Source organism: Wolbachia endosymbiont of Muscidifurax uniraptor, from assembly GCF_054149795.1.
The window spans coordinates 1029628-1055248 of sequence record NZ_CP083727.1; the positions used below are offsets into that span (position 1 = coordinate 1029628).

At 35.2% G+C, this 25621-nt stretch carries 28 protein-coding genes and 5 pseudogenes; 16 read left to right on the forward strand and 17 right to left on the reverse strand.

Annotated elements, in window-relative coordinates:
• Nucleotides 1-61 precede the first annotated feature (61 nt).
• Both uvrB and LA754_RS05290 read right to left on the reverse strand, forming a co-directional pair.
• Nucleotides 62-1969, reverse strand: coding sequence for an excinuclease ABC subunit UvrB (gene uvrB / locus LA754_RS05285; RefSeq protein ID WP_457923624.1), 1908 nt, complete (start codon nt 1967-1969; stop codon nt 62-64).
• A 395-nt stretch (nt 1970-2364) separates the two neighbouring features.
• Nucleotides 2365-2685: pseudogene (locus tag LA754_RS05290) on the reverse strand (transposase); the annotation flags it as partial.
• Nucleotides 2686-2770: 85 nt separating this feature from the next.
• Between LA754_RS05290 and LA754_RS05295 the strand changes: the two are divergent.
• The 5 genes and pseudogenes from LA754_RS05295 (at nt 2771) to LA754_RS05315 (ending at nt 7055) form a co-directional block, all read left to right on the forward strand.
• A pseudogene (locus LA754_RS05295) lies at nt 2771-3611 on the forward strand (IS982 family transposase).
• A 22-nt stretch (nt 3612-3633) separates the two neighbouring features.
• On the forward strand, nt 3634-3873 hold the full coding sequence (locus tag LA754_RS05300; protein WP_265040772.1) for an IS110 family transposase: 240 nt from the start codon (nt 3634-3636) through the stop codon (nt 3871-3873).
• Nucleotides 3874-4357: 484 nt separating this feature from the next.
• A protein-coding gene (locus LA754_RS05305) for an IS630 family transposase (protein WP_410530063.1) occupies nt 4358-5369 on the forward strand; the annotation gives its coding sequence in 2 pieces (ribosomal slippage) (nt 4358-4837 and nt 4839-5369; 1011 coding nt in all).
• Between the two features lie 119 nt (nt 5370-5488).
• Nucleotides 5489-6273, forward strand: a protein-coding gene (locus LA754_RS05310; protein WP_457923742.1) for an IS5 family transposase whose coding sequence is annotated in 2 segments (ribosomal slippage) — nt 5489-5810 and nt 5810-6273 — 786 coding nt in all. Because the reading frame shifts where the segments join, the coding sequence is not laid out codon by codon here.
• Nucleotides 6270-7055, forward strand: coding sequence for a hypothetical protein (locus LA754_RS05315; RefSeq protein WP_353285727.1), 786 nt, complete (start codon nt 6270-6272; stop codon nt 7053-7055). Before LA754_RS05310 ends, LA754_RS05315 begins: the two co-directional genes overlap by 4 nt.
• Here the strand turns inward: LA754_RS05315 and miaA are convergent.
• Nucleotides 7052-7936, reverse strand: coding sequence for a tRNA (adenosine(37)-N6)-dimethylallyltransferase MiaA (gene miaA, locus LA754_RS05320; protein ID WP_006280293.1), 885 nt, complete (start codon nt 7934-7936; stop codon nt 7052-7054). The genes LA754_RS05315 and miaA overlap by 4 nt on opposite strands.
• Before the next feature lie 75 nt (nt 7937-8011).
• On the opposite strand from miaA, the gene LA754_RS05325 reads away from it, so the two are divergent.
• The 5 genes from LA754_RS05325 to LA754_RS05345 all read left to right on the forward strand — a co-directional run bounded on the left by LA754_RS05325 (nt 8012) and on the right by LA754_RS05345 (nt 11616).
• The gene (locus LA754_RS05325) at nt 8012-8482 is read left to right on the forward strand and encodes a hypothetical protein (protein WP_457923625.1); all 471 of its coding nucleotides are present in this window, start codon (nt 8012-8014) and stop codon (nt 8480-8482) included.
• A gap of 118 nt (nt 8483-8600) precedes the next feature.
• Nucleotides 8601-9188 carry an L-threonylcarbamoyladenylate synthase gene (locus tag LA754_RS05330; RefSeq protein WP_006279468.1) on the forward strand — a complete coding sequence of 196 codons (588 nt, stop codon included), beginning with the start codon at nt 8601-8603 and terminating at the stop codon, nt 9186-9188.
• A 17-nt stretch (nt 9189-9205) separates the two neighbouring features.
• Nucleotides 9206-10027 carry an AAA family ATPase gene (locus LA754_RS05335; protein WP_077188393.1) on the forward strand — a complete coding sequence of 274 codons (822 nt, stop codon included), beginning with the start codon at nt 9206-9208 and terminating at the stop codon, nt 10025-10027.
• Between the two features lie 73 nt (nt 10028-10100).
• Nucleotides 10101-10895: a hypothetical protein gene (locus LA754_RS05340; protein WP_006279470.1), complete on the forward strand. Its 795-nt coding sequence runs from the start codon at nt 10101-10103 to the stop codon at nt 10893-10895.
• A gap of 58 nt (nt 10896-10953) precedes the next feature.
• A complete protein-coding gene (locus LA754_RS05345; protein WP_006279471.1) occupies nt 10954-11616 on the forward strand; it encodes a hypothetical protein in 663 nt (220 codons plus the stop codon).
• Here LA754_RS05345 and LA754_RS05350 read toward each other — a convergent pair.
• From LA754_RS05350 to LA754_RS05395, 10 genes and pseudogenes are all read right to left on the reverse strand, one after another.
• Complete coding sequence (locus LA754_RS05350) at nt 11613-13109, reverse strand: proton-conducting transporter transmembrane domain-containing protein (protein WP_077188396.1); 1497 nt, start codon at nt 13107-13109, stop codon at nt 11613-11615. The genes LA754_RS05345 and LA754_RS05350 overlap by 4 nt on opposite strands.
• A gap of 106 nt (nt 13110-13215) precedes the next feature.
• Nucleotides 13216-13470, reverse strand: a complete 255-nt coding sequence (locus LA754_RS05355; RefSeq protein WP_174930867.1) for a hypothetical protein — start codon at nt 13468-13470, stop codon at nt 13216-13218.
• 11 nt (nt 13471-13481) lie between these two features.
• Complete coding sequence (locus LA754_RS05360; protein WP_006279473.1) at nt 13482-13853, reverse strand: holo-[acyl-carrier-protein] synthase; 372 nt, start codon at nt 13851-13853, stop codon at nt 13482-13484.
• A complete protein-coding gene (gene proS, locus LA754_RS05365) occupies nt 13850-15118 on the reverse strand; it encodes a proline--tRNA ligase (RefSeq protein WP_077188395.1) in 1269 nt (422 codons plus the stop codon). Before proS ends, LA754_RS05360 begins: the two co-directional genes overlap by 4 nt.
• 102 nt (nt 15119-15220) lie before the next feature.
• Complete coding sequence (locus LA754_RS05370; RefSeq protein ID WP_236514298.1) at nt 15221-15613, reverse strand: hypothetical protein; 393 nt, start codon at nt 15611-15613, stop codon at nt 15221-15223.
• Nucleotides 15614-15643: 30 nt separating this feature from the next.
• A complete protein-coding gene (locus tag LA754_RS05375) occupies nt 15644-15766 on the reverse strand; it encodes a hypothetical protein (RefSeq protein ID WP_255324038.1) in 123 nt (40 codons plus the stop codon).
• On the reverse strand, nt 15763-16083 hold the full coding sequence (locus LA754_RS05380; RefSeq protein ID WP_236717762.1) for a hypothetical protein: 321 nt from the start codon (nt 16081-16083) through the stop codon (nt 15763-15765). Before LA754_RS05380 ends, LA754_RS05375 begins: the two co-directional genes overlap by 4 nt.
• Nucleotides 16084-16122: 39 nt before the next feature.
• Nucleotides 16123-16416 (reverse strand): hypothetical protein, encoded by a 294-nt coding sequence (locus LA754_RS05385; RefSeq protein WP_236717761.1) that lies wholly within the window; start codon nt 16414-16416, stop codon nt 16123-16125.
• A gap of 55 nt (nt 16417-16471) precedes the next feature.
• A complete protein-coding gene (locus tag LA754_RS05390; RefSeq protein WP_156768664.1) occupies nt 16472-16642 on the reverse strand; it encodes a hypothetical protein in 171 nt (56 codons plus the stop codon).
• Between the two features lie 257 nt (nt 16643-16899).
• Nucleotides 16900-17848, reverse strand: a pseudogene (locus tag LA754_RS05395) (IS5 family transposase).
• 74 nt (nt 17849-17922) lie between these two features.
• Here LA754_RS05395 and LA754_RS05400 point away from each other — a divergent pair.
• Complete coding sequence (locus LA754_RS05400; protein WP_236514716.1) at nt 17923-18078, forward strand: hypothetical protein; 156 nt, start codon at nt 17923-17925, stop codon at nt 18076-18078.
• A 167-nt stretch (nt 18079-18245) separates the two neighbouring features.
• Here the strand turns inward: LA754_RS05400 and alaS are convergent, their stop codons facing one another.
• On the reverse strand, nt 18246-20879 hold the full coding sequence (gene alaS, locus LA754_RS05405) for an alanine--tRNA ligase (RefSeq protein ID WP_077188397.1): 2634 nt from the start codon (nt 20877-20879) through the stop codon (nt 18246-18248).
• A gap of 165 nt (nt 20880-21044) precedes the next feature.
• Between alaS and LA754_RS05410 the strand changes: the two genes are divergently transcribed.
• From LA754_RS05410 to fmt, 4 genes are all read left to right on the forward strand, one after another.
• Nucleotides 21045-21488, forward strand: coding sequence for a PAS domain-containing protein (locus LA754_RS05410; protein ID WP_006279338.1), 444 nt, complete (start codon nt 21045-21047; stop codon nt 21486-21488).
• 98 nt (nt 21489-21586) lie between these two features.
• Nucleotides 21587-21793: a 50S ribosomal protein L35 gene (gene rpmI / locus LA754_RS05415; protein ID WP_006279339.1), complete on the forward strand. Its 207-nt coding sequence runs from the start codon at nt 21587-21589 to the stop codon at nt 21791-21793.
• 20 nt (nt 21794-21813) lie between these two features.
• On the forward strand, nt 21814-22179 hold the full coding sequence (gene rplT, locus LA754_RS05420; protein ID WP_006279340.1) for a 50S ribosomal protein L20: 366 nt from the start codon (nt 21814-21816) through the stop codon (nt 22177-22179).
• 12 nt (nt 22180-22191) lie between these two features.
• Nucleotides 22192-23091, forward strand: coding sequence for a methionyl-tRNA formyltransferase (fmt, locus tag LA754_RS05425; RefSeq protein ID WP_077188399.1), 900 nt, complete (start codon nt 22192-22194; stop codon nt 23089-23091).
• An 87-nt stretch (nt 23092-23178) separates the two neighbouring features.
• Here the strand turns inward: fmt and LA754_RS05430 are convergent.
• Nucleotides 23179-23314: pseudogene (locus tag LA754_RS05430) on the reverse strand (WPE palindromic element domain-containing protein); the annotation flags it as partial.
• 87 nt (nt 23315-23401) lie between these two features.
• Between LA754_RS05430 and LA754_RS05435 the strand changes: the two are divergent.
• Nucleotides 23402-24350: pseudogene (locus tag LA754_RS05435) on the forward strand (IS5 family transposase).
• A 104-nt stretch (nt 24351-24454) separates the two neighbouring features.
• On the opposite strand, the gene LA754_RS05440 reads toward LA754_RS05435, so the two are convergent.
• Both LA754_RS05440 and bfr read right to left on the reverse strand, forming a co-directional pair.
• Nucleotides 24455-25096, reverse strand: a complete 642-nt coding sequence (locus LA754_RS05440) for an SURF1 family protein (RefSeq protein ID WP_077188434.1) — start codon at nt 25094-25096, stop codon at nt 24455-24457.
• A gap of 1 nt (nt 25097) precedes the next feature.
• A complete protein-coding gene (gene bfr / locus LA754_RS05445; RefSeq protein WP_077188433.1) occupies nt 25098-25574 on the reverse strand; it encodes a bacterioferritin in 477 nt (158 codons plus the stop codon).
• Nucleotides 25575-25621: the final 47 nt, after the last annotated feature.

The window sequence follows — 25621 nt, forward strand, 5'->3', positions numbered from 1 at the left end:
GAACGGATACAAATTATTTACATTTTTATACTATGCACATTACATCATGTGTTATTTAACCTTACAATAATTTTTTTATTCTTGCTGCTTCTTCAAATTCTAAATTTTCAGCATGCTCTATCATTTGCTTTCTCAAATCATCCTTATTAGTATTTACTTTCGGTTCTGCTATTGCCCTCTCCTGTAAGGTGTTTGATATAGGTTTTATTATAGTCTTTGGGACAATATTGTGCAATATATTATGTTCTTCTTGTTTTTTTCTTCTTCTTTCGGTCTCTTTTAACGCACGATCCAGAGAACCAGTGATTTTATCTGCATACAAAATTACTCTACCTTCAGCATTACGCGCAGCACGACCGATCGTTTGAATTAATGAAGTTTCCGATCGCAAAAATCCTTCTTTATCAGCATCCAAAATTGCAACCAACCCACACTCTGGAATATCAAGACCTTCCCTCAGCAAGTTAACACCTACTAAAACATCGATTTCTTTAGATCTTAATTTACATATAATTTCTATTCTCTCCAGCGCACCAATATCAGAATGCAAATAACTCACTTTCATATTCAATTCACTCATATATTCAGCTAAATTTTCAGCCATTTTTTTCGTCAATGTAGTGATTAAAACACAAAATCCCTTCCCTATTGTCACTTGTGCCTCATGAATTACATCATCAATTTGACTCTTTATTGGTTTTACAATGCAGATTGGGTCCGTAAGCCCTGTTGGACGGATAACTTGCTCTATAAATACATTACTGGTCTTTGCCAACTCATACTTTCCTGGAGTGGCTGAAATGTAAACAGTCTGCGGCCTAACTCCCTCCCACTCTTCAAATTTTAATGGACGATTATCAAAAGCGGAAGGGAGCCTGAAGCCATAGTCAATCAATTTCTTTTTACGCGCCTCATTACCACTGTACATCGCACCAACCTGAGGAACGGTGACATGACTCTCATCAACAAATAAAATTACTTCTTTGGGTAAATATTCAAACAAAGTAGGCGGTGGATCCCCAGCTTCCATTCCATAGAGATAACGCGAATAATTTTCAATACCTTTACATATTCCTGTTGTTCTCATCATTTCGATATCAAAATTAGTGCGTTGCTCGAGGCGCTTTGCTTCAACAATCTTGTTTTGCGAGTAGTAATAATCCAAGCGTTCATGCAGCTCTTTTTTGACTAGTTCAATTGCCTGCAACAAAGCCTCACGCGGGGTTATGTAATAGCTATTTGGAAAAATGGTGATTTTATTTACGCCTTTGGTAACATTGCCCGTTATAGCATCAACTTCAGAAATTTCTTCTATTTCATCGCCAAATAACGATAAACGCCAAGCTTTATTTTCATAATGGGAAGGAAATATATCAACAATATCGCCGCGCACTCTGAAATATCCTCTCTCAAACCTGGCATCAGAGCGCTTGTATTGAAGATCAGTTAAGTTGCTCAGGAAATCATTAATACGAATTTTATTTCCAACACTAAGCGGTATGATCATGCTGCGGTAGCTCTCAGGCGAACCAAGACCGTATATGCAGGAAACACTGGCAACTACGATCGTATCCCTGCGCTCCAAAAGGGAGCAGACGGTGGAATAACGCAGCATCTCAATTCTTTCGTTAATTGCAGAATCTTTTTCGATATAAGTATCAGTTTGTGGTAAATAGGCTTCAGGTTGATAATAATCATAATAAGAAATGAAGTATTCAACAGCATTATGGGGAAACAATCCTTTCATTTCCTCATAAAGCTGTGCTGCTAAAGTTTTATTGTGTGCCATAATTAATGCAGGCCTGTTTGTCCTTGCAATAACATTTGCCATAGTAAAAGTTTTCCCAGAACCAGTAACTCCAAGCAAAACCTGATCTCTTTTATTGCTATTTAGCCCTGCAATTAAGCTATCGATTGCCTGTGGTTGATCCCCAGCCGGTTGAAAACGTGTAGCGATTTGAAATTCCATAGACTTTACTTACTATCTTTGATTCATTGTATGGTAAACACTATATTGCTTTTAAGATAAGTTGTATAGCTATCGTAAAGCCATAAAACATTAACCAACAATGTCATGCAAGTAGCTGACACTGGAATCTTGTTTCAATGTTAAACAAAATACCATAGAATTCAAGAAGACAATTCCTAAAAAATCCCTACATCCAAAAAAAGGCAAAATGCTGCTTGAATAAGCTAAATTTTTTTAGATGCAAAAACAATAAAACATAGTTGATACTAAAGTTATAGTACTCCTATGACAACGTTACAAAAATTAAGGAAATGGATAGCTCTGATCAATTGGAATAGTATTTTCAGGTACCGGTGGTCAATATGACATTTTTAAAATAAAGATTTAGAACCTGTTTAAAATCTTCTCAATAGAAGAGAAATGAAGGAAAGAACGACCATTTGTAGGCTAGTGTTAAGTTTTCGCTCGCAATTTTTCCACAATCGTCTGCATTTTTCTAACCAAGCGAAAGATCGCTCTACAACCCATCTTTGTGGCAATACAGCAAAGGAATGTAATTCACTTCGTTTTATTACTTCTACAGTTGCTCCAATAATCGTTTTTATTTGAGTTGCAAAATTTTCTCCTGTATAACCTGCATCGACCAGTATATTTTTAACTTCCGAGAGGTTTTCTTTTGCGCTTTCAACCATTCTCACAGCACTGCTAACCCCAGTTGTAAATTAGAAAAAATAGAAAAGGTAAGGAAATAGGGTAAACTCCGAGGTATTTGATATTCATTCCTAAAATAGGAGGTTACCAATGAAAGAGAAAGTAACAGAAATCTTTTGTATAGTCGATGATTTTTGCAATACAGTCGATGAAAATTTTGCAGAAAAACTTCTACCAAGTGGCAAAAAACCAACCAGGACGCCAGAGATTACGCATTCAGAGATTTTTACCATAATATTGCTATATCAAGTGCGACAATTTTAAAATTTTCTATGTGCATTATTTGAAATTATTATACGAATCAGCGTTTCCAAAATTGCCATCCTATAGTAGGTTTATCAGGCTAAAATCGCGGGTTTTATGGTATTTAGCGCTCTTAATGCAATGGTTTTGCGAACAGTCAAAAGTGACAGGGATTTCGTACATAGATGCAACATCTATCGCTGTTTGCCATCCAAAAAGGACCTCGAGAAACAAAGTTTTCAAAGGGTTGGCAAAGATTGGAAAGACTACTTATGGGTGGTTTTTCGGTACATCTAGTAATCAATGAAACTGGCGAAATTCAAGGGGTTACGGTGATAAAAGGCAACGTTGATACCTGTGCCAAATTTAACTAAGAAATTGACTGGATTATTGTTTGGAGATAAAGGATATATCAAAAAAGATCTTTTTCACGAATTATTCGATAGAGGGTTAAAGCTTGTAACCAGTATAAAAAAGGGTATGAAAAACTCATTAATGGCGCTAAATGAGAAGATTTTGTTAAGAAAAAGATCGATTATTGAGACAGTTTTTGGCTCTCTGAAAAACAAATTTGAGATTGAGCATACTCGCCACAGATCACCGATAAATTTTTTGGTACACATTTTTTCTACGCTTGTTTCATATTCCATGCAGCCGCTGCATTTCTGAGCTTTACTTCGTTGGCTAATCCGCAACTGGGGTATATAGGGTTGACACCAAGGCAATATTCTTCTGGAGAAGTTGATCGGCATGGCAGCATATCAAAGATGGGACCAGCGGAATGTAGAAGTATGTTATATGAAGCTGCACAAACAATGCTTACAGTTACCAAGAGGACATTTAAATTAAAAAACTGGGGTTGCGAAGAAAAAAGGAATGAAAAAAGCAATTGTAGCAGTAGCAAGAAAATTAGCTGTATAGCCTTTCTTATAATAGTCCGAATGCGATAAGATATGTGTTTATGGCTATAGCAGGCCAGTAGCATATTACGGTCTGTTCGGATTATTGTAAAAAGAGCTATAATTATGCATAGGATGTTGGTTGATAAAACAGAATTTTATTATCAATAAACATCAAAAGAGCATAGGACAATAATTTTATTGAAAATAAAGATAGCAATGCCGATGGAAGGGACAAGCAAGAACTTAGTTAGACTTCGTGGTAAATATGTTGCCGTCCACTTCCGCCTAACAAGTATAATGCGGCTTGACAAATTTATTGTCATCTCAGACCGCGGAGAGAACCATATGCTACTTTTAACTTATGTAAAATTACCAAGGATTATGGAGAAGATATGCTGTTTTGATTTGTGTGAAAATTATTGTTGACTTATGTGCAATTAGAGAACCTAATACCAATTCCCATTACAGGGCAAACAGATGGACAATGATGGAAGAAAAGCCATACTGAAGTAAGTAAAATAGCGAGGTTTAAATGGCATTAAGATCAAAATTATTGGATGAAAAAGTAGTAGAATCAGCAAAAGAAATGCTGAAGAAAGTAAGGAATAATGCATATGTTTCAAAAAAACTAAATGCTGTAATTGCAGCAAAAAAGTACAGTATAACGGCTGTAGCAAAAATATATTGCATTTCAAGAAGCGCACTAACTTCGTGGGTAAAACTCTTGAAAATTGGCAGAGAAGAAAAACTGTTTGCTCCTTCACAACGTCGTAGAAAAACTAAATTAAATCAGGCTCAACTACAGCAAATTGAAGAGTGGATAGAAGAAAATCCTAATATCACCATTAAAGAAATGAGAATAAGAATCCAGGAAAAGTTCGGATTAAATATCAGCAAATCTACAGTACACCGCCATATGCAAAAGATGAAATTCTCATATATTACACCAAGACCAGTTCATAATGGACAAGATAAAAGCAAACAAGAGGAATTCAAAAAAAAATCTCAATTGAGCTATTAGCAAGTATCCAGAAAAAGAGCTATTTTTCTTTGATGAATCACGGTTTGGCACACATTCAAAAGTTGGACATGGGTGGTTTAAAAAGGGGATTAGAACACAGGTTAAAACAAAATTAGGTAGGCAAAATTTCTATCTCTATAGTGCAGTTAATCCTAGAAATGGAGAGAGTTCTAGCTTATTTGCACCAAATGTCAACACTGATTGCATGAACATATTTCTTGAGCAAATTTCGCAATATCTAGAAACACGAGAGGCTTTTCTCGTTATGGACTGTGCTAGTTGGCATAGGTCAAAAAATTTAAAGGTACCTAAAAATATCGACATTATATACCTACCTCCATACTCACCTGAGCTAAATCCTGTTGAGAGGCTTTGGTTATATATAAAACAGAACATTTTGCGCAATAAAATATACGATACAATTGCTCTACTTGAGGGTGCTTTGTGCAAATTTATTACTTCTCTTGCCAGCTCCACAACTAAACAACTCTGCAATGTTTCCTATTTGACTGGACAACAATGAGAATTGGTATTAGAGGTTGTCCGGAAACAAGTAAAAGGCTATAATATCTGAAATTTTAGTACGGGGTAAAGATGAGAAAAAAGTATCCAACAGATCTAAGCGAAAGGGAATAGGCAAGAATAGAAAAACACTTCAGAGTATCATACAAGAAAGGAGGAAGGCCGCCAAAGTATAGCAAAAGAGAAATATTAGAAGCAATTTTCTATGTATTGCGTACAGGGTGTCAATGGCGGTATTTACCAAATGATTTTCCGCTATGGAAGACTGTGTATGAGCAGTTCAGGCAATGGAAGAAGCAGGGAATTTTTGAGAAAATGAATTATGAAATTACAAAATATAGTAGAAGAAAAATAGGAAGGAATGAGCAGCCAAGTGCCTGTATAGTAGATAGTCAATCTGTAAAGACTACAGAAAAGGGGGGATCAAAGGCTATGATGGAAGTAAAAAAGTAAAGGGTAGAAAAAGGCATATAATTACAGACACTCAGGGTTTTATACTAGGTTGTTACGTAGGCGCTGCTAACGAAAATGATAGAGATGGTATTAAAATAGCATTAAACAATATGAGAACAAAATATACTAAAGTTAAAAAAATGTGGGCTGACATGGGATACCAAGGAAGAAATTTAAAGAATCACATAAAGGAAGAATATGACACAGATATTGAAATTGTTACAAGGCCTCCATGTAGATTTTGGGTGCACAAAGATACGCCACCTGAGCTACTACCAACAAGAGAACAAGGGTTTAAAGTACAGCCAAGAAGATGGGTTGTAGAAAGGACTTTTGCTTGGGTTAATAGGAATAGAAGGCTATCGAAGGAGTATGATTTACTCACAACATCCACTGAGAATTTCATATACCTAGCTATGAGTAGGGTTATGTTAAAGAGGGAATATGCTTGAATTTACTTGTTTCCGGACAACCTCTTAGCAAGTTAAGAGCTGGTAAAGACAATGCTGAAGCGAATTCTGGTAATACAGCGTTCTTAGATTTTCAGAGAATGGATTTTGTTATTAACGGCAAAAGTATAAGTAGAGATTTGATTGCCGAGCTATACAAAGAACATGATAGTTTACTGCCAAAAAGTGAAGGTAAAAATGAAGACTACCGCCCATTTGCAAGAAAAGTTTTTAAGGAGATGTTCAAATACGCTAAGGCAGAAGTTCCAAGTGACTCTATCTTGGAAGAATTAGTTATCAATTGTAATCAAGCAGGATATGAAGCTGGTGTACATATAGAGTTTCAAGGTGCACTTAGCCAGCATTCATTCATAATAGAAAGCCCTGAAAAAGTGATAAGTATTGACTGTGTTAGCCAAAATAATGTGAGTGTTAAATCTGATATGACATTACCAATATTTTTCCAAAGGAGTGACGGTACATTCGGTGACAAGGTGTGTGATCTATCCAGCTCACTAGAATTCACGCTTAAGTCTCAAGATGATAAAAATGTAACATACACAAATGGTAACTTGTCACTTACTGTTCCTGAGAGACTGAAGGACTATAATATAGGTGATAAAAGCTTATTTGACATTATAAAAGAATACTTTCAGAAATTGTGCGAGAGGCTTGGATTTTTTAAAATAAAAATAGAGCATGGTTTAGGCGATCCACTAGAAGTAAGCGACCATCTGGAAAATATGGAACCCCCTATTCGTAGTAATGAGCACGGCCTGAATTAAAATATCTTGAGCTTGTTTGCACAATCAATCACTTCAGCATTTAGAAATTGTTTTTTAAACCAGGTATACTGACGTTTCGCGTAGTGTCTTGTGTTTGTTTGAGCAATTTGTATCGCTTCGTCTAAAGTAATCTCACCTTTCAAGTACTTTATAATTTCTGGCACTCCGTGTGCTTTCATAGCTGGCAAATGTGGGGCTAGGTTCATGCTAAGTAGCTTTTTTACTTCATCAATTGCTCCATTTTCAATCATTGTAATGAAACGAGAATTTATTTTTCGGTATACATCTTCACGTTTAGGCAGAATTGTATATATCTTAAAATTATTGAATAAAGGAGGCTGTCTATTCTCTTGCCATACAAAAATTGACTTGCCAGTTTCAGTGATAACTTCAAGTGCCCTTGAAAGGCGGTGCGAGTCATTCATGAACACTTTACCTTGAATCCTTGGATCTTTGCTTAGCGCTAATTTGTAAAACTCCTCTTTACTTAAATTTTTCCTGAGCTCACTTACGTTTTTTCTCACTTTCTGACTTATTTGTGGCATTGATGATAAGCCTTTGATTAAACTGCTGATGTAAAGCCCGCTTCCTCCAGTGATGATAGGTATTTGAGCATTTTCTAATGCGTGATTAACTTCTTTTTCTAAATCTTCTAACCATAGACCCACGGAATAATTTTCTTTTGCTGAAACATAACCATATAGTTTATAAAATACTTCTTGCTTTGGTGGTTGAGCAGTAATTATGGGAATTTCTTCATATACCTGCTTTGAATCACAATTTATTATACTAATATTTCCATATTTTTCTATCAGGTTATCGCATAATTCTGATTTACCTGAGGCCGTAATTCCTGTAATAATTACTATATTATTTTTCATTTATATTAATTTAATTAACATATGATAAAGTGTAGTAAGAGTTTGGATTCTACAATCTAAAGTTTGGAGATTTTTATGGCAGAAAACAACGACAATAATTCATTTACTAAGCGTTTCACAAACAGGACTCCTGGCGGTACAGGGGAAGGTTTTTCCAGTAAGTATTCGTCTCAAAACACCAAAGAACGGGCATTAGGGGAAAAAGGAAAAATTTCTGAATTAGCAGGCAAAAAAACCGAATCCAAGGAAGCTTTTTCTGAAAGTGGCGGCATAAAAAGTAAAAGCAGAACTGTCAATGAAAGATCTTTTGCTGATGCAACAAAAAGAAGTAGGTCAGATCTTATATACTTAGTCCGTGGTAAAGATCGTGGAAAATCAGCGTGGCATTATGTATTAGTTGATAAAGAGAAAAGAGAAATGTTTCTAGCAAAAAGCAGAACTGGCTCTATAGATGTTGCAGACTATGGAGAGATTTTGTATTCAGGATGGGGAGGGGATCCACCACAGGCAATAATTGATAAAGTCAATGAAGAGTTTGGGTTGTAGCAAATCTGCATAACAAATGGTAAGCTGCGTTGCATTACGTTTACAAAAACTAGCAGTTACTATATAAGATACAGTGCAACAAAACTGATCTGGTTGTTGTGAATAAGTTTTTAGCTATATGGTATCTAAAATAATAAATGCAATACAGAACAATTTATTAGTGTGTTTTCCAACAGAAACAGTGTATGCTCTTGCTTGTAATGCACTAGATAATGAATCTATAGGAAAAATATATCAGATAAAGAAACGCTCTCAAAATAAACCACTGTCTATATTTGTTAGTGATATTTACAATTTGACAAAAATAGCAAAGGTAAAGGAAAGATATATTGATTTAATAAACCACTTTTCTCCTGGACCAATTGCCTATATTTTACCACTTAAAAACAACAACATATTGCCAAACGAATTCTTTAAAGATAGTATAGGTATCAGAATTCCTGAGCATCCTATTGCAATTTCAATACTAAACAAACTGAAAGTTCCAATAGTTGCAACTAGTACAAATATTTCAGGAAAAGAAAGTGTATGTAAGGCAAACGATATACCACAATCCATTAAGCAACATTTATCTGTAGTGATTGAAGATGACGAACTAGTTTCTGGTATAGAATCTACTATTATTGACTTAACCGAAGATAAGATTAAGGTTTTAAGGGAAGGTGCAATTTCATTACAAACAGTAAACAACGCATTTTCAAACTAAAATCTATAGGAGAAAGAATGAAAAAAGTAATAGGCCACAACCAAGCCAAAAAAAAAATAATGAACAACTTATCTGTTCAGTCTTGGCTGATCTGTGGTAAAAAAGGTATAGGAAAAGCAACACTTGCAAAATCCTTCTCCAATTGGTTACTCATAAAAAACTATAATGAAGTAGCATTGGACTTACACATTGTTGAAGGTGATACTATCGGAATAGAAAAAGTCAGAGAAATGAAAAACTTTCTACACTTAAGTCCCATTCAATCAGAACACAAAATAGCTATAATAGATAGCTTAGAGGCAATGACTAATAACGCTAAAAACGCAATATTGAAAATATTAGAAGAGCCGCCAAAAAATTCTAAGATATTTATAATTAGCCATAAGCCATATGATATACAAACCACTATCTTGTGTAGGTGCTTTCAGCTAAATTTACTCCCATTAACTTATGATGAAACAAAGCAAGTTGCTTCATCTCAATGTAAATTTGATAATCAAACGTTTGACGAAATGATTACTTTATTTCCTGGAATGCCAGGAATGATAATAAATACAATAAGTAGTGATGCTTATGAAGCATACAAATGCTTTTATAAATTTCTTCATGATTTAAAGAATCCCAATATGATTAATAAAGTAATTAATAGCGAAATCGAACTAGAACTAGCATCATATATAATTCAGGCCTTCATTTTAGAAAGCATAAAGAGAGAGGTAAATGGTGTTGAAATTCTGCTAAGTCAGTGGAAAAAAATAGATGAACTTTTCGTTGTTGCTAAGCAACTTCACTTAGATAAAAAGCATGTTTTAGCTAATGTAGTTAATATCATGACATAAGTTTACGAAGTATAATACTTTTAACATAAATTCATGATAAAATTCTGTTAATTTAATACTCGAAGTATATAATTTGACTGATAATAAATTAACTGTATGGCAATCAATAGAAGTTTTGACGAAAGCCATATTGAACATGCAGAAAAAATTAAGCTTAATTAAGAATATAGCTTCAGATCAAGACGTAACCCTAGAAAAAGGAAAGGAGTTGTTAAGTGGCATTTATGAAGCAAATTTTAAGCTAAACAAGACAATCAATATAGCTACTTTGCCAAAAACTGGCTATCATATGCTAAATGGTGAGCTTGTTGTACGTAATCATATTACGGAAGAGGAAGTAAAGATTCCTGGAGATTTTCATTACCTTAAAGTCGTTAAATCCGATCATGATAATTATAAATTAACGTTTTGTAATTTTTTAGGTAATGAGTTTTTTGAATATAAAAAGTATGATCCACAATATTCTGGCGTTTCAGATGAATATAAATTTGTGGATTTTGGTAGTGTAAAAAAGACTCATAATCTAAAATTTAAGGAATATGTTGGTCATGCACCTAAGTTTTTTGCTGCAGAAGGTCCTATTGAGCCTGGATCTCAAAACCATGCAATTGATCTATTTAGGCTAGTCAAAGATGGTAAAGGTAGCAAAGTGGGAACCCTCGCTGATGAATTTGGTTATTTTGATGATCAAAATAAATTACATTATTATAATTATCACAAAAGTGCTGAAAGTAATATTTACAATCCTGAAAATTTCAGTATAAAAATGATAAATATAGATGTGAGCAAAATCGACAAATTCTACCTTATTGCGGAACAAGGTGATATAATCATTCATCCTATTTTGGAAAATTTAGACATATTTTAAAGTTTTTTAGAGTATCTAATCTTGTTGTTATTATAATTGGATTTGGTAGCATTGTGTTATGGAAGATAAATTGCTTGAATCAGTAAAAAACAAAAGTTATTTCAGTAAAGCAGTCGAATGGTACTGCCATAGGTATCTGTTTTGTGTAGCAGAAAGATCTTGGATGGCATTAATAGTATCGCTTCTCCTGGTATGCTTATGTTTATTAACATTAAACATATACCTGTTATTTCCTATTAAAAAAGATTTAAATTTTGTGAAGTATATGAACCACGCAGAAGATGAGTTCTCTGCAATGCATAAGCTTAGTTTCAGTAAAAAGGAAGATGAATACACTTCCACAGCGAGGTACTTAATAAGTAAATACATTGAAATATACGAGTCCATTAAGATCGTTGAACCGAAGTACCAAGAAAATTTTATAAGAAACAATTCTATACATAAAATCTATCAATGCTTTCAGGAAAAAACGAATAATGAAGCTGGTAATTTGTCTTTATCTAAAAGAAAAATCGCCAACATAAATGTAATAACATTATCTATTGATCGATCGACCAAGGACTTAGTTACATTTGCTGGAAATGCTACTGTAGTTTTTACAACCGAGCAAAATAAGGAGAATACTGTGGAGATTAGCTTCACTTTGTCGAATATAAAAGCAACTCTGGCTGGTATAATACCATTTAAATTTATTGTTAATGGTTATAAATACAGATTTTAAAATATTACTTGGTAGCTAAAAAAAATAACCAAAGTGCACATAGCAGTAATAACTAGAGGTAAAACTAGAAGAATTGGTGTTTTTTTAATAAAGTAATTCTGAGAAGGTTTTAAGAAAAAGGCATTGTAAATTATCGGTAAAAAGTACAGAGCGTTGAGTATAGTACTAACAATTAACACTAGAGTTACAAACACAGAAAGTATTACATTGCCAGAGTTGAAAACAGCTTGAAAAATGAGAAATTTACCCCAAAAAGTCGGAGCAGGCGGCACCCCTATCATAGACAATGCACCTATAGCAAATGCTGTCATGCTAATTGGCATACTGCGTCCTATACCGTAAATCTTATCTATATATTTCTCACCTGCTCTCGTTATTATTGCTCCGGCAACGAAAAACAAAGTGATTTTTGCAAATGCGTGGCAAACTAATTGAAAAATTGCAACCCTCATGCTGAGATCACTAAAAATTGAAGCGAATAATATAATATACGACAATTGAGAGATGGTAGAGTAAGCAAGCAACTTCTTTAATTCTTTTTGCTTTAGTGCAATCAATGATGCAGTAATAATAGTAAATCCAGCAGCGTACGGAAGCCACCCTCCAGCAAACCAATTTTGCTGCACAAAACGTTGCATATTATCGACGCCGAAAGTGTATAATATAACTTTTATGATGATGAAAACTCCGGATTTCACAACAGCAACAGCATGCAGTAGTGCACTCACAGGAGTTGGTGCAACCATTGCTTTTGGTAACCAAAAATGCATTGGCATTAATGCAGCTTTTCCTATTCCGTAAATTAGCATAGCAAAACACACTGCAATAAAAGTGATGAGTGAAGTATCAAATTTGAATATTCCACCACTTACAAAGTCTAAAGTATGAAATTCATTATATAAAAGGCCTATTGCAGGAAAAAATAATACCAAAGAAGAGAAAAATAGCACGCCAAAGTAATAGCGTCCTGCAATCATTGATTCATTTGTTGAGTTGTAAGTAACCAGAGGGTATGTACTAATAGTTAGAAGCTCATAAAAGACAAATGTAGTGAGCAAATCTCCAGAAAAAGCAATAAACATTGCACAGCTAATCGATATTGAAAAAAAGCATAGAAAACTTGAGTGATTGCTATCAGCATAGTTATTCTGCATATAACATATTGCATATACACTGGTTAGTATCCATAAAAACGATATCAATAAACTGAATATTACTCCGGTAGACTCTAGCTTTAAACTAATGTGCAAATTATTACCAAAATCCATGAGGATAAATTGAGAATGATCACCGTACACCCAATATAAAGTGCACAGACACGTATACGCAAATAGAAGTACAGAAGAAGTGACAGTGATACTATTGTTCACTCTGGGCCATTTACCAGTAAAAAAAATAACTAACGCACTTAAAAGTGGAATCAACGCAGTAATTAATAAATAATTCTCGGTAATTGAAAATGGTAAGGAAAGAGACGTTAAAACACAGTCCATTAAATAATTCATCTTTTTGTTTAGGTAAAGCTAGAATTATACTAAAATCATAGAAAAACCGCTATGTTTTTTTAGTTGTTTGTGTATGCTATAGCCATACTGCGATTCATTCCACAACTGTACGAACATTTGTTTTTGTTAAACACAACAAAGATGTCATCCCAGTGCCCTGACTACTTGGATCCAGGAAAGTTTGCTTGTGAGCAAGCAAACTAGCATAGAAAAACGTTTTCGATGAGATTGCAGAAAGCCAGTGTCTGGGCACTGGGATGACAAAGGAGGACAGTGTCAAGCACTGACCATTTGCTGTGCAGTTTACCTTTAAAAATGAATGTTCATACAGTAAGCCATAGGATGACAAAAGAGTAAACTTTATCTGTGTGAGCTATAGACGCAAATTACAACAAATGCAGTAGCGTAATCTCCATCGTCACTTAGAGAAAGATGAATTTTGGAGATAAAATCCTTGCTAACGGTAAGATATGGCTTGCCTCTTACATCATTGTATATTTCTATATCTTTCATTATAATACCCTGACCACTACCTCGTGCTTTAACAAAAGCCTCCTTTGCTGCAAAGCGTTTAGCAAAATACCTTGCTCGCATTTCTTGACTATTATACTTTCTACTTAGCTCTATTTCTTTTTCAGTGTAGATTCTATTGAGAAATTTTTCCCCGTATTTTTGTAATATCCTCGATACTCTTGGTATATATACTATGTCAGTGCCGATACCGTGTATCATTTTGTGCTAAAGTGATTTACTGCTTCTTCAATCTGCATTTCCTTTACCTCTCCAGTTGCTCTATTTTTTACTTCAACTATCTTTTCATCTATTGCCTTTTTTCCGACAATTATTTGCCACGGCAAGCCTATCAGATCCATTCTAGAAAATTTTACTCCTACACTCCCTTCCGTATCATCGTAAAGCACTTCATCGCTTTTCAAAGCTTTATATATTTTATCTGCAGCCTCCGTTACTTTCGGTTGTAAATTGATTAAACCAATTCTGAAAGGAGCTACCGATTCTGGCCAGATAATTCCTTTATCATCATGAAAAGCTTCTATTATTGCACCAACAAGTCTTGAAACCCCAATGCCATACGAACCCATATGTATATTGACATTTTTTCCATCTTGAGAAGTAACACTTGCCTTCATAGGCTTCGAATATTTATCACCAAAATAAAAAATATGCCCTATTTCAATACCCTTACTAACATTTAACTGTTCTTGTGATATAGGGCAAGTCTCAGGATCATGCATATCATCTGCAACTGCATATATACTCTTTAAACTTTCAATATCTTCACTCTCTAGTAGTTCAGAAAATTTATTGTCATAATATAAAGTGCTCTCACCAGTGTTTGCCAATATATGAAACTCGTGGCTCAAATTTCCTCCAATTGGCCCCGTATCAGCTCGAACTCCAATTGGAGTAAATCCCATGCGTTTGAAGATTTTTATGTAAGTTTTGTACATCAAATTATATGAATTCAGTGCACCTTCGTAATCTACATCAAAACTGTATGCATCCTTCATCAAAAATTCCCTGCCCCTCATAACACCATAACGTGGTCTTACCTCATCACGGAATTTCCATTGAATTTGGTATAAACAAAGTGGCAAATCTTTGTAACTTTTTACCACATCTCTAATTAAATCAGTTGCTATCTCCTCATGCGTTGGACCAAAAAGCATATCTTCCTCATGCCTATCCTTTATGCGTAGCATTTCCTTACCGTAATCATCGTAACGCCCTGATTCTCGCCAAAGACTTGCTGGTTGCACACAAGGCATTAATGCTTCAATAGCACCGGATTTGTTCATTTCATCTCTGATAATATCTTCAATATTCTTAAGCACTAAGAGACCAAGTGGTAACCACGTATAGATGCCAGATGCTATCTGCTTTATTAAACCTGCACGCAAAGAATATTGATGGGAGATAATTTTAGCATGGGCAGGCTTTTCCTTTAGAGTTGGCAGGTAATATTTGGATAAACGCATATAATAGATCTGATTGTATTAAGTAATCTTAATACAATCAGACCTGTAGGTAAACTTATTTTGAAAAGGAAGGAAAGTGCATGGCTGACCATTTCATAGTTATCATAGTCCTTGTACAACATTTTCCTTTTGGCATCGCAACGCTTTTCCACCAAACTGTGCTATGCGATCCTCAACAGAAAGAGGAGGTGAATCTTGCACCTCATTATCCACTGAGTCAACATTATTTACTTGTGGTGAATCAACACACGAACTTGGCGGTACCGGTGACTCCTCTGTTTCTTGTTCAGGATGTATCGGAGATGTGGCTCTAGATCCTATACCACTGTCAAGACCCCCGCTTCCTTCTTCCTTGCTTGATGGGGAATTTGTGTGTTTTGTCTGCTCCTCTTTTTCCTGCTCTATCTCTTTTTGTTTGTCTTTGCTTTCATCTGTAGTCCAATCTGAATCGCTAATAGAATCAGAATGCTCACTTTCACTATCTGAGAACTGCATGACTGCTACTCTCTCCTTAAGTCTCTTTGTCTAATCTGAATCATTATCATCCGACTTCTTTCTCTCTGCTTGCTCCCTATCTATTCTTGCAGCAAACTCTTCTGGTGTTTCTTTTTTGTCAGTGCCCCCACTACTTTCTAATTTTGCTTTCAATTCATTTGTAAAATTTTGTTGCTGCCCACTCTTTTTAACGTAGTACCTCCTCTTATCTGTTCAAACAGAGTAGAATGATTATTATTCTCAGGTTCACCAGCCTTCTTCGGTGCATCATTCTTAGGTTGCTCCGTACGCTTGGAAGCTGTAAAAAAATGCGGAGGCGGAGGTGGTAGTGCAGCATCTTGTGGCAATGGAGGAGGTGGCGGCGGTGGTACACTGACACTTGGATTTGGTTGTGTTCCAAACGTTACTGGAGGTGATTGAGGAGTAGGTACATTTGATTTATTCTCCAGATTAGTACAATTTTTACACACAAATTTTTGTGGTTCTTGAGATGGAGTATGGCCGAATTTCTATCCATTAAGACCTACTTCTTTCTTATTATCATCTCTAGAAATAGCCAGTTTAACAAGATATGTCACTGAAATAAGTGCAACAACCGTAGAAACAGCAAAAATTGCTAAAGGAACTGCTGCAATAGGACCAGAACCAGAAACTGCTATAATAACATAAGGAAGATATTGACCAGATATGAAACTAAATATAGATAATAATGAAACAGCAATTAAAGGTTTCCATATAGTCTGCTTAGTTTTAGTAAGCTCCTGACTATCTTTTAGCAATGAAGAATTATTGGATATCATCATTTCTTTGCCTCACTTGTTAACGATAATTTAATAATAACCCAATTAATAATTTCTGTCAATAATTAATTATGAAAAACAAAGTTGCAATTTGAATAGATAAGCTATAAGTAATATACGACCAGCAATAGCCATACAATAGACTTCTTGTATAACCCACACTAAGTAGAAAAAAGGTGTCATCCAAGTAGCTGACACTGCTCTCCTTTGTCATTCCAGTGCTTGACACTGGAATGACACCGAAGGGGCTACTGCCGTCTTGGATGGAAACCAGCGTCAGAACTAGTTAACCATGGGGCTTCTTTTGCCTTTTTTTCCATTTGGTAAATTTCTTAAATATTTATGGCTAACATGAAGCTAAGTACGAACTTTGTTAAACATAACAAATGGTGCCATTCCAGTGCTCCTTTTTTTGTCATCCGAGTAGCTGACACTGGGATGGCTTTGTTGCATCGCTCTTCGGATAGTAGGTAACGTACAATAAATTCATGAAGCTATCTCAAACTTAGCCATGCCTATTTCAGTAAATTTGTTAAGCAAATAACACTTGAGTAGCAGTTCCTTCTCACGATTAATTTCAGATTTGCTCCTAAAACTAAACCCAAATATTCGCTTCAACCTTGAGAAAAATCCTTCAATATACGATCTTTTTCCGTAATTTACTTCTTCTTTCCATCTTTTTATACCATTCTCACCATGTAATTTCATTAACTGAATAGCGGCATTTCTATCAAGCATATAATCCAATTTTGGATGCTCTGCTGCGTTGTTTTTCGGAGGAATTTTCGTTTTTATACCATATTGATTACACAGCTTATAGAGCTTTTCTCTGTCATATGCCCTATCTGCATATAGTACTTTTATGACATACTGAAAATCGACTTCTTTTAGCAAATCACAAGCTCCATAGTGATCAGAGTAGACACCGTTACTGTATTTTACAGCTATGGCTTTTTTGCTGTTTGTATTCAACATTACATGCAATTTTCTTGTCTGTTCATAGCTGCGATACTTTCTATCTTCGCTATTTTCTTTGCTATGACCAGGAGTGTTGTTGTATATACTAATTCCTGTACTGTCTATAGCAATTTCGATATCTTCCATATTATTTTCTGCAATCATTGATCTTAATATTGAGTTTCTTAAACCTTCTTGATGATTGTGAATAGCTGATAACTTGCAAATTTTTCCCAATTTGCTCAAGGTATCCTGCTATAAACCCAACTGTTTGCCTCAGGCCTATTCTAAATAAACAAGTTATTATGTGCACCAAAATTACAACTTTATCGCTATAAATATTGTTGCCACCTGGTATTTTTGGACCATTCTCGTACCACTTTTCTATGGCTTCGTTGATATAATGAAAAATATTTCCTCTTTTTTCTAGAAATTTGTTATATTCGCTATGGTTACTGACCCTCATTTTTTGTGGCATATTTTTTCTTCAACAGTTAAATCGCTATTTATAATGAATTTTGTCAGTAACTGCCAGTTCTTTTCACTTGAGCGATGCAACAAAGCCCACTGGCATCCAGCTTTCTTTATAAATTCACCAAAAGTGCTTCATTCTATAACGCAAAACCCATACTCACCAAATCCAATGCATTACTTGCAATTAAGTTTCCTGGATCCCAGTGTCTGGGCACTGGGATGACACCATCATAAAGGAATCAGTGTCAGCTACTTTCATGACACCATTCTTTTTCCTGGATCCAAGTAGTCGAGCTACTTGGATGACAGCTAGCCTGACAACCGTCATCCCGCTAACAGGTAGCGGGATCTATGCTAAGAGATACCGCGAATGAATCGCGGTATGACGGTGTAGACGATGGTTAAGTATCCCGCTGCTTGTTAGCGCCGCGGCGGTATGACGGTTCGTGGTGGTATGACGTAGAGTGCTTAGAAGCTGTTATTTTGCTATAAATGGCTGTAATGGCATCATCTATTTTATTGCTATCACAGCCTGTTTGTGCAAGTTCAGCATTCCCACCACAGTTCTTTTTAACTGCTATGGATATTAGTTCTTTTGCGCTAATCTTATTGATTAAGTCTTTACTTACTTTAATAATCAAGACTGTTTTATCTTTTTCTGTTGCCGTAAAAGCTATTACCGTTTTTGGTTTTTGTTGCTGCAAAACAAACTCTCTTATTACATTTGCTGGAATATCAGTGAAAGTGTGGCTTATAAAATTTATTCCATTTATTTCGGTGCTTTTTATATTCTCTGCACTCACAAGCTTTTTATATAGGTTTTTTATTTTGGTTTCGGATTTTTTGTGTTCTTGACTTAAAATACTTAATCTGCTTGTTATTTCACTCACTGGCGCTTTTACGAATTCTGCAACTTTTTTTAAGTTAATTTCATTATCACGTACATAATTGATTGCTTCCTGACCAGTTAAAGCTTCAATTCTCCTCACTCCAAAAGCAACAGAACTCTCTGTTACTATCTTAAACAAACCAATTTCTCCAGTATGTTCAACGTGTGTGCCACCACACAGTTCCCTTGAATCTCCAATCTTCACTACTCTTACTTGATCGCTATATTTTTCGCCGAATAACGCCATAGCTCCTTCGTCTATTGCCTGATTCATGCTCTGAATTTTTGTAGACGTAGAAAGGTTTTCTCTGATTAGAGAGTTTACCATATCTTCTACTAAGAATAGCTGATCCTGAGTAACTTGAGTGTTATGACTAAAGTCAAATCGTAACTTATCCGGTGCAACTAGGGAACCTTTTTGAGTGACATGATCACCTAGAATTTTTCTGAGTGTAAAGTGCAGAAGATGTGTAGCTGAATGATTTCTTCTTAAGGTTTGCCTTCTTTCCTTGTCAATGCTTGCTGCAACTGTGTTACCTTTACAAATTGAACCGAACTTAACTATGCATCTGTGCAAATATAGGTCATTAACCTTATTGGTATTCTCGACTATAATAATACTTCTATCAGATTTGATCAGATTGCCAGTATCTCCCACTTGTCCACCTGACTCGCCATAAAAAGGTGTTTTATCAAGTATAATGGTTATCTTTTCTCCCTCCTTTGCAGAATCAATTACTTCATTTTTAGAGGAAACTATAGCTAGTATTTTCGCATCACTTACTTCATTGAACTCATAACCAACAAATTTTGTTTTGCCAAATTTATTGATCAAATCAAACCATACTTGCTCAACAGATTTTTCACCAGATCCAGCCCATTTAGCACGTGCTCTCTCTTTTTGTTCTCCCATTGCATCATCAAAACCCTTTTGGTCAAAATTTATTTTTTTCTCTTTTAAAATATCAAGTGTAATATCCAAAGGAAATCCGTAGGTGTCATATAGCTTAAACGCTGATTCTCCAGGCAAAGTATCGCCCGATTTTAAATCTGTAGTGAATTTCTCCAGGAGATTGATACCTTTCATCAAAGTGTCTTTAAAGTTTTCTTCCTCTGATTTTAACGTCGTTTCTATTAAGCTTTTAGCTCTGACTAATTCAGCTCCCATATAAGCCGAACTCGTGCTATCTATCAACACTGGAAAAATACGATGGAGTAGGGAATCATTATATCCAAGCAGGTGAATATAACGTGTGGCTCTCCTAATTAATCTGCGTAATACGTAATTCCTGCCCTCATTTCCAGGAAGCACTCCTTCTGCGATGAGAAATGCAGCCGCGCGAAGATGATCTGCTATGATCTTATGCGCTATTTTATTTTCCGTTCTTCCACAGTACTCTTGTGATTTACTTATCAGAGCAGAAAATAGATCAATATCATAGTTATCATGGACGTTTTGCATAACAGCCGCTATTCTTTCAAGGCCCATTCCAGTATCGATGCATTTTTTTGGCAATTTGTGTAAATTACCTTCTTCATCTTTGTTAAACTCCATGAATACCAGATTCCAGATTTCAACAATTCTATCGCCCTCTTGTAAATTAGGACTCCCATGGTCATAAAAAATTTCAGAACATGGACCGCACGGACCAGTGCTTCCCATACTCCAAAAGTTATCATCCGTTGTAATTCTTATGATTTTATCACTTGAAAAGCCACTTATCTTACGCCAAATCTCGTACGCCTCATCATCAGTATGGTAGACGGTTATGGATAGTCTGTTTTTATCAAGAGATAACTCTTTAGTGATAAATTCCCACGCAAATTCTATCGCAGTTTCCTTAAAGTAATCACCGAAGCTAAAATTTCCGAGCATTTCAAAAAATGTGTGATGCCGAGTTGTATAGCCAACATTTTCCAGATCATTGTGTTTACCGCCTGCTCTTAGGCACTTTTGACTTGAGACAGCACGTTTCATTTCAGTTTTTTGAGCACCAGTAAAAATATTTTTAAACTGCACCATACCAGCATTTGTGAACATGAGCGTTGGGTCATGTTCTGGAATCAAAGGAGAAGAAGAAACCTGCTCGTGGTCATTATTTACAAAAAATTTTATAAATCTTTCTCTGATTTCGTTTAGCTTCATCGTTTTTATTGAGGTTATCTATAAATAATAAGTTGTAATGGAAATAAAATCAATACCACTCTCTAGATCTCAGAACTTCTAGTGACATGCACCTTGTGGTAAGAAAAAATCAATATATTCACGATAAATTTACCTCATATCTGTGTTTTATATGTGGAAATTGGAATGGAAATTTATGTAGGCAAAGAAAAAAGAATAGCAAATGTGGTGACTCAACACTGGAATGACATGAAAGGATCAGACAGAGATTGGCCAGAAAGGCATGAAATAGACACTGCAGAAATAATGGAATCATGGCAGCATTGTTTTGTCATTGAACTCAAGGATCAAGGTTATATTTGTGAAAATGCAGGAGAAAAGGCTGTTGAATTCTATGGTTTTGAGAAAAAGACGCGCATTGATAATAAGTATGCAATTGATGCACCATTTTTGCGACTATATAAAATAGATGCAGTTATTGATAAACTTGATACTGTAATAGAGAGTAAATGCCCGATCAATGAAGAGGAAGAAAGTGAAAGTGTTAAAATGAGGCAAGTATTGTTGCCACTTGGGAATAAAGAAGGTATAACACACATATTGGGCGTAATTACTTTTAAACTCCTTTAATATGCAATTTTAATTTGATTCTTTAATAAAATTATTTATACTAATGCTTAATTACTATTAAAGAACTCAATAGTAGTGCTTGTAAATTTATTTGGAATATGAAGAAAATAAAATTAAAAACCAGATCTTCTGTGAAAAAGCGCTTTCACCTTACAGCTAAGGGTAAAGTTATTTCTACTCAGTCAGGCAAAAGGCATGGCATGGTAAAGAGAAGTAAATCTAATATTCGTAATCAGCGCGGTACAACGATTCTTGGTAAATCTGACTCGCGTATAGTTAAGCTTCATATGCCTTACGGTATTTAACAAAATGGAGGTAAAATAAAATGGCTCGGGTAAAACGTGGAGTCACTACTCACGCTCGTCATAAAAAAATATTGAAACTGGCAAAGGGTTATAGAGGGCGCGCAAAAAGTTGTTATAGAATTGCATTACAAAGAGTTGAAAAAGCACTGCAATATGCTTATAGAGACAGAAGAACCCGTAAACGTGATTTCCGTAGCTTATGGATAATACGTATTAATGCAGCAGCAAGAGAGCATGGGCTTACTTATGGTAGGTTTATGCATGGTCTTACACTTGCCGGCATTGATTTAAATAGAAAAATTCTTGCTGAGATGGCAGTTAATTATAAGGATGATTTTGCCAAATTAGTAGAAACTGTAAGTGGTAAATTAGCGGAGAATTCTTAAAGCAAAAACACCATGAGAATTATTTTCATGGGATCACCAGGATTTGCTGTTAATTCTCTGAGCTTGTTACTGAAATCAAAGAGCGAAGTGGTGACAGTATACACCAAGGCTCCAAAACCTTCGGGGCGTGGACAGAAGCCAATGAAATCTCCAGTACATGTTATCGCTGAAGAAAGTAACATAGAGGTATGTACTCCTATCTCTCTAAAGTTCTCGGCAGAGCAAGAAAAATTTAGAAATTTCAAGCCAGACGTTGCAGTTGTAGCTGCGTATGGATTGATACTTCCAAGAGAAATTTTGAATATTCCTAAATATGGTTGTATTAATATTCATCCTTCATTACTACCGAGGTGGCGCGGTGCAGCTCCGATACAGCACACAATTTTAGCAGGAGATCAAGAAACCGGGGTTAGCATTATGCAACTGGATGAAGGATTAGATTCCGGCCCTATTTTAAAACAGGAAAAATTTCTTATCGAAAAGAACGATAATTACAAGACATTGCATGATAAATTATCTAAGCTAGGCAGTGATTTACTGCTGAAAGTGCTAAACGAAATTGAAAAACAGCTTCCCTTAAAACAGAACGATAACGATGCATGTTACGCTGACAAAGTGGAAGACTATAAAATTTATGCAAGTGATGCCTGTGAAGTTGCTTATAGAAAAGTTAAAGCGTTTTACCCAAAAGCATTCATCAAGATAGAGAATAAACGTATCAGGATACTTGATGCTGATTTTGAAGCTCTCGCTTCAGAACAAGGTAAGATTGTTAACGATAATATGCACATAAGTTTAAAAGGTGGCACTTTAATTCCTAAAGTTGTACAAATGGAAGGGAGAAATCCTTGTAGTATTGAAGATTTTATTCGTGGCTTGAAATCAAGCATGGTAAAAAAATTTATAGAATAGACTGCTTTGAAGGGAGGGTTAGGAGGGCTAAGGCAACTTCTACAATTTGGTATTCCGCTGCTTGTTAGCGGAATCTACAACAAGATACCGCGTTTTGGTGTACGAACATTGCAATTTGCAGGTAATTTGAGTAGTAGATGGTGTCATTCCAGTCTGGAATCCAGTTTCTATTGTACAGCCACCTGGTGTGCTCATTTAAAGTGAAGTTTTCTGGATGCCAGTGGGCTTTGTTGCATCGCTCAAGTGAAAAGAACTGGCAGTTACTGACAAAATTCATTATAAATAGCGATTTAACTGTTGAAGAAAAAATATGCCACAAAAAATGAGGGTCAGTAACCATAGCGAATATAACAAATTTCTAGAAAAAAGAGGAAATATTTTTCATTATATCAACGAAGCCATAGAAAAGTGGTACGAGAATGGTCCAAAAATACCAGGTGGCAACAATATTTATAGCGATAAAGTTGTAATTTTGGTGCACATAATAACTTGTTTATTTAGAATAGGCCTGAGGCAAACAGTTGGGTTTATAGCAGGATACCTTGAGCAAATTGGGAAAAATTTGCAAGTTATCAGCTATTCACAATCATCAAGAAGGTTTAAGAAACTCAATATTAAGATCAATGATTGCAGAAAATAATATGGAAGATATCGAAATTGCTATAGACAGTACAGGAATTAGTATATACAACAACACTCCTGGTCATAGCAAAGAAAATAGCGAAGATAGAAAGTATCGCAGCTATGAACAGACAAGAAAATTGCATGTAATGTTGAATACAAACAGCAAAAAAGCCATAGCTGTAAAATACAGTAACGGTGTCTACTCTGATCACTATGGAGCTTGTGATTTGCTAAAAGAAGTCGATTTTCAGTATGTCATAAAAGTACTATATGCAGATAGGGCATATGACAGAGAAAAGCTCTATAAGCTGTGTAATCAATATGGTATAAAAACGAAAATTCCTCCGAAAAACAACGCAGCAGAGCATCCAAAATTGGATTATATGCTTGATAGAAATGCCGCTATTCAGTTAATGAAATTACATGGTGAGAATGGTATAAAAAGATGGAAAGAAGAAGTAAATTACGGAAAAAGATCGTATATTGAAGGATTTTTCTCAAGGTTGAAGCGAATATTTGGGTTTAGTTTTAGGAGCAAATCTGAAATTAATCGTGAGAAGGAACTGCTACTCAAGTGTTATTTGCTTAACAAATTTACTGAAATAGGCATGGCTAAGTTTGAGATAGCTTCATGAATTTATTGTACGTTACCTACTATCCGAAGAGCGATGCAACAAAGCCATTCCAGTGTCAAGCACTGGAATGACACCCATTTGTTCCTATAGTTGTCTTTTTTCGTCTACCTTATTTTGCCACCCTGCTGAACAGATACATTGAGGTTTTGCCTATAGTAAATTACGCACATAATCAACCAAGTTAAGGAAAGTGCAAACCAAGTGATTGCATATTCCAAATGCTTCATTGGCTGTATAGCTACTTTGCTGCCAAAATTGTTCGGCCACAATACACACTTCTCTAGCTTAATACCTAACTCATTGGAAATTTCTTCTGTACTCAGGGTAAACCATGTATTCGAAGCAGTATCGTTCTTGATAAACCAATTTTTACTTTTATTGCTATCGCAATATAAAATTCCATCTGCAACTACTTTTTCAATTTTTACTTTTTTCTCCTTTTTTTCTCTAACTATTCCTTTATTCACCAACATGTAACGTCCAGTGGTGAGCAACATAGGAGACAGCACGTGATAGCCGTGTTGCCCTGCAAAAACATATAGTTCTATATCACTTAGAATCCCATCAATCTTGACATGCCTATAGTTAAATTTTTCAAGGTCGTTATTGGGCAATAGATGAACCACTGGAAGACTCATACTTTTAATAATATTATTCTTCCAGTTCAATCTGAATATTTGCCATAACCCTAATAAAAAAAGAAGTGAGCAAGGTATAATTAAAATAAATACTATCTTTTTTAACACTCTATATTTGTGTTCTTAAATAGTTTTCAACACCCATTAGTTCAATAAGATCGATCTGTTTCTCAATCCAATGAAAGTGCTCTTCTTCATTTTTTAACATCTCTTCTAATAACATTACACTAACAAAATCCTTTTCTTTCTCAGCGATAGAAATCGTTTCTTTGATATCCTTAATACCTTTTCCCTCTAATTTCAAATTAGCTTCTAAGATTTTCCGTATTGTGTCTTTTGTAAACTTTCCATCATACTTTGATATTTCGTTTGTATCCTGAAAATTTGGGACTCCTTTAAATAACAAAATTCTTTCTGCCAACTTGTTTGCATGTTCAAGTTCTTCGTTAAGCTCATTTTTTACCTTTTCTGCAAGTCTATTAATTCCATTGTTTTTGAGAATCGCAAAATGCAAAAGATACTGGCGTACAGAAGTCAGCTCATTGGTCAATAATTTGTTCAAATGTTTTACTATCTCTTCATTCATAATCTTCCCTTAGTTCAATTCATCAGCATAATTTATATGATAACGAT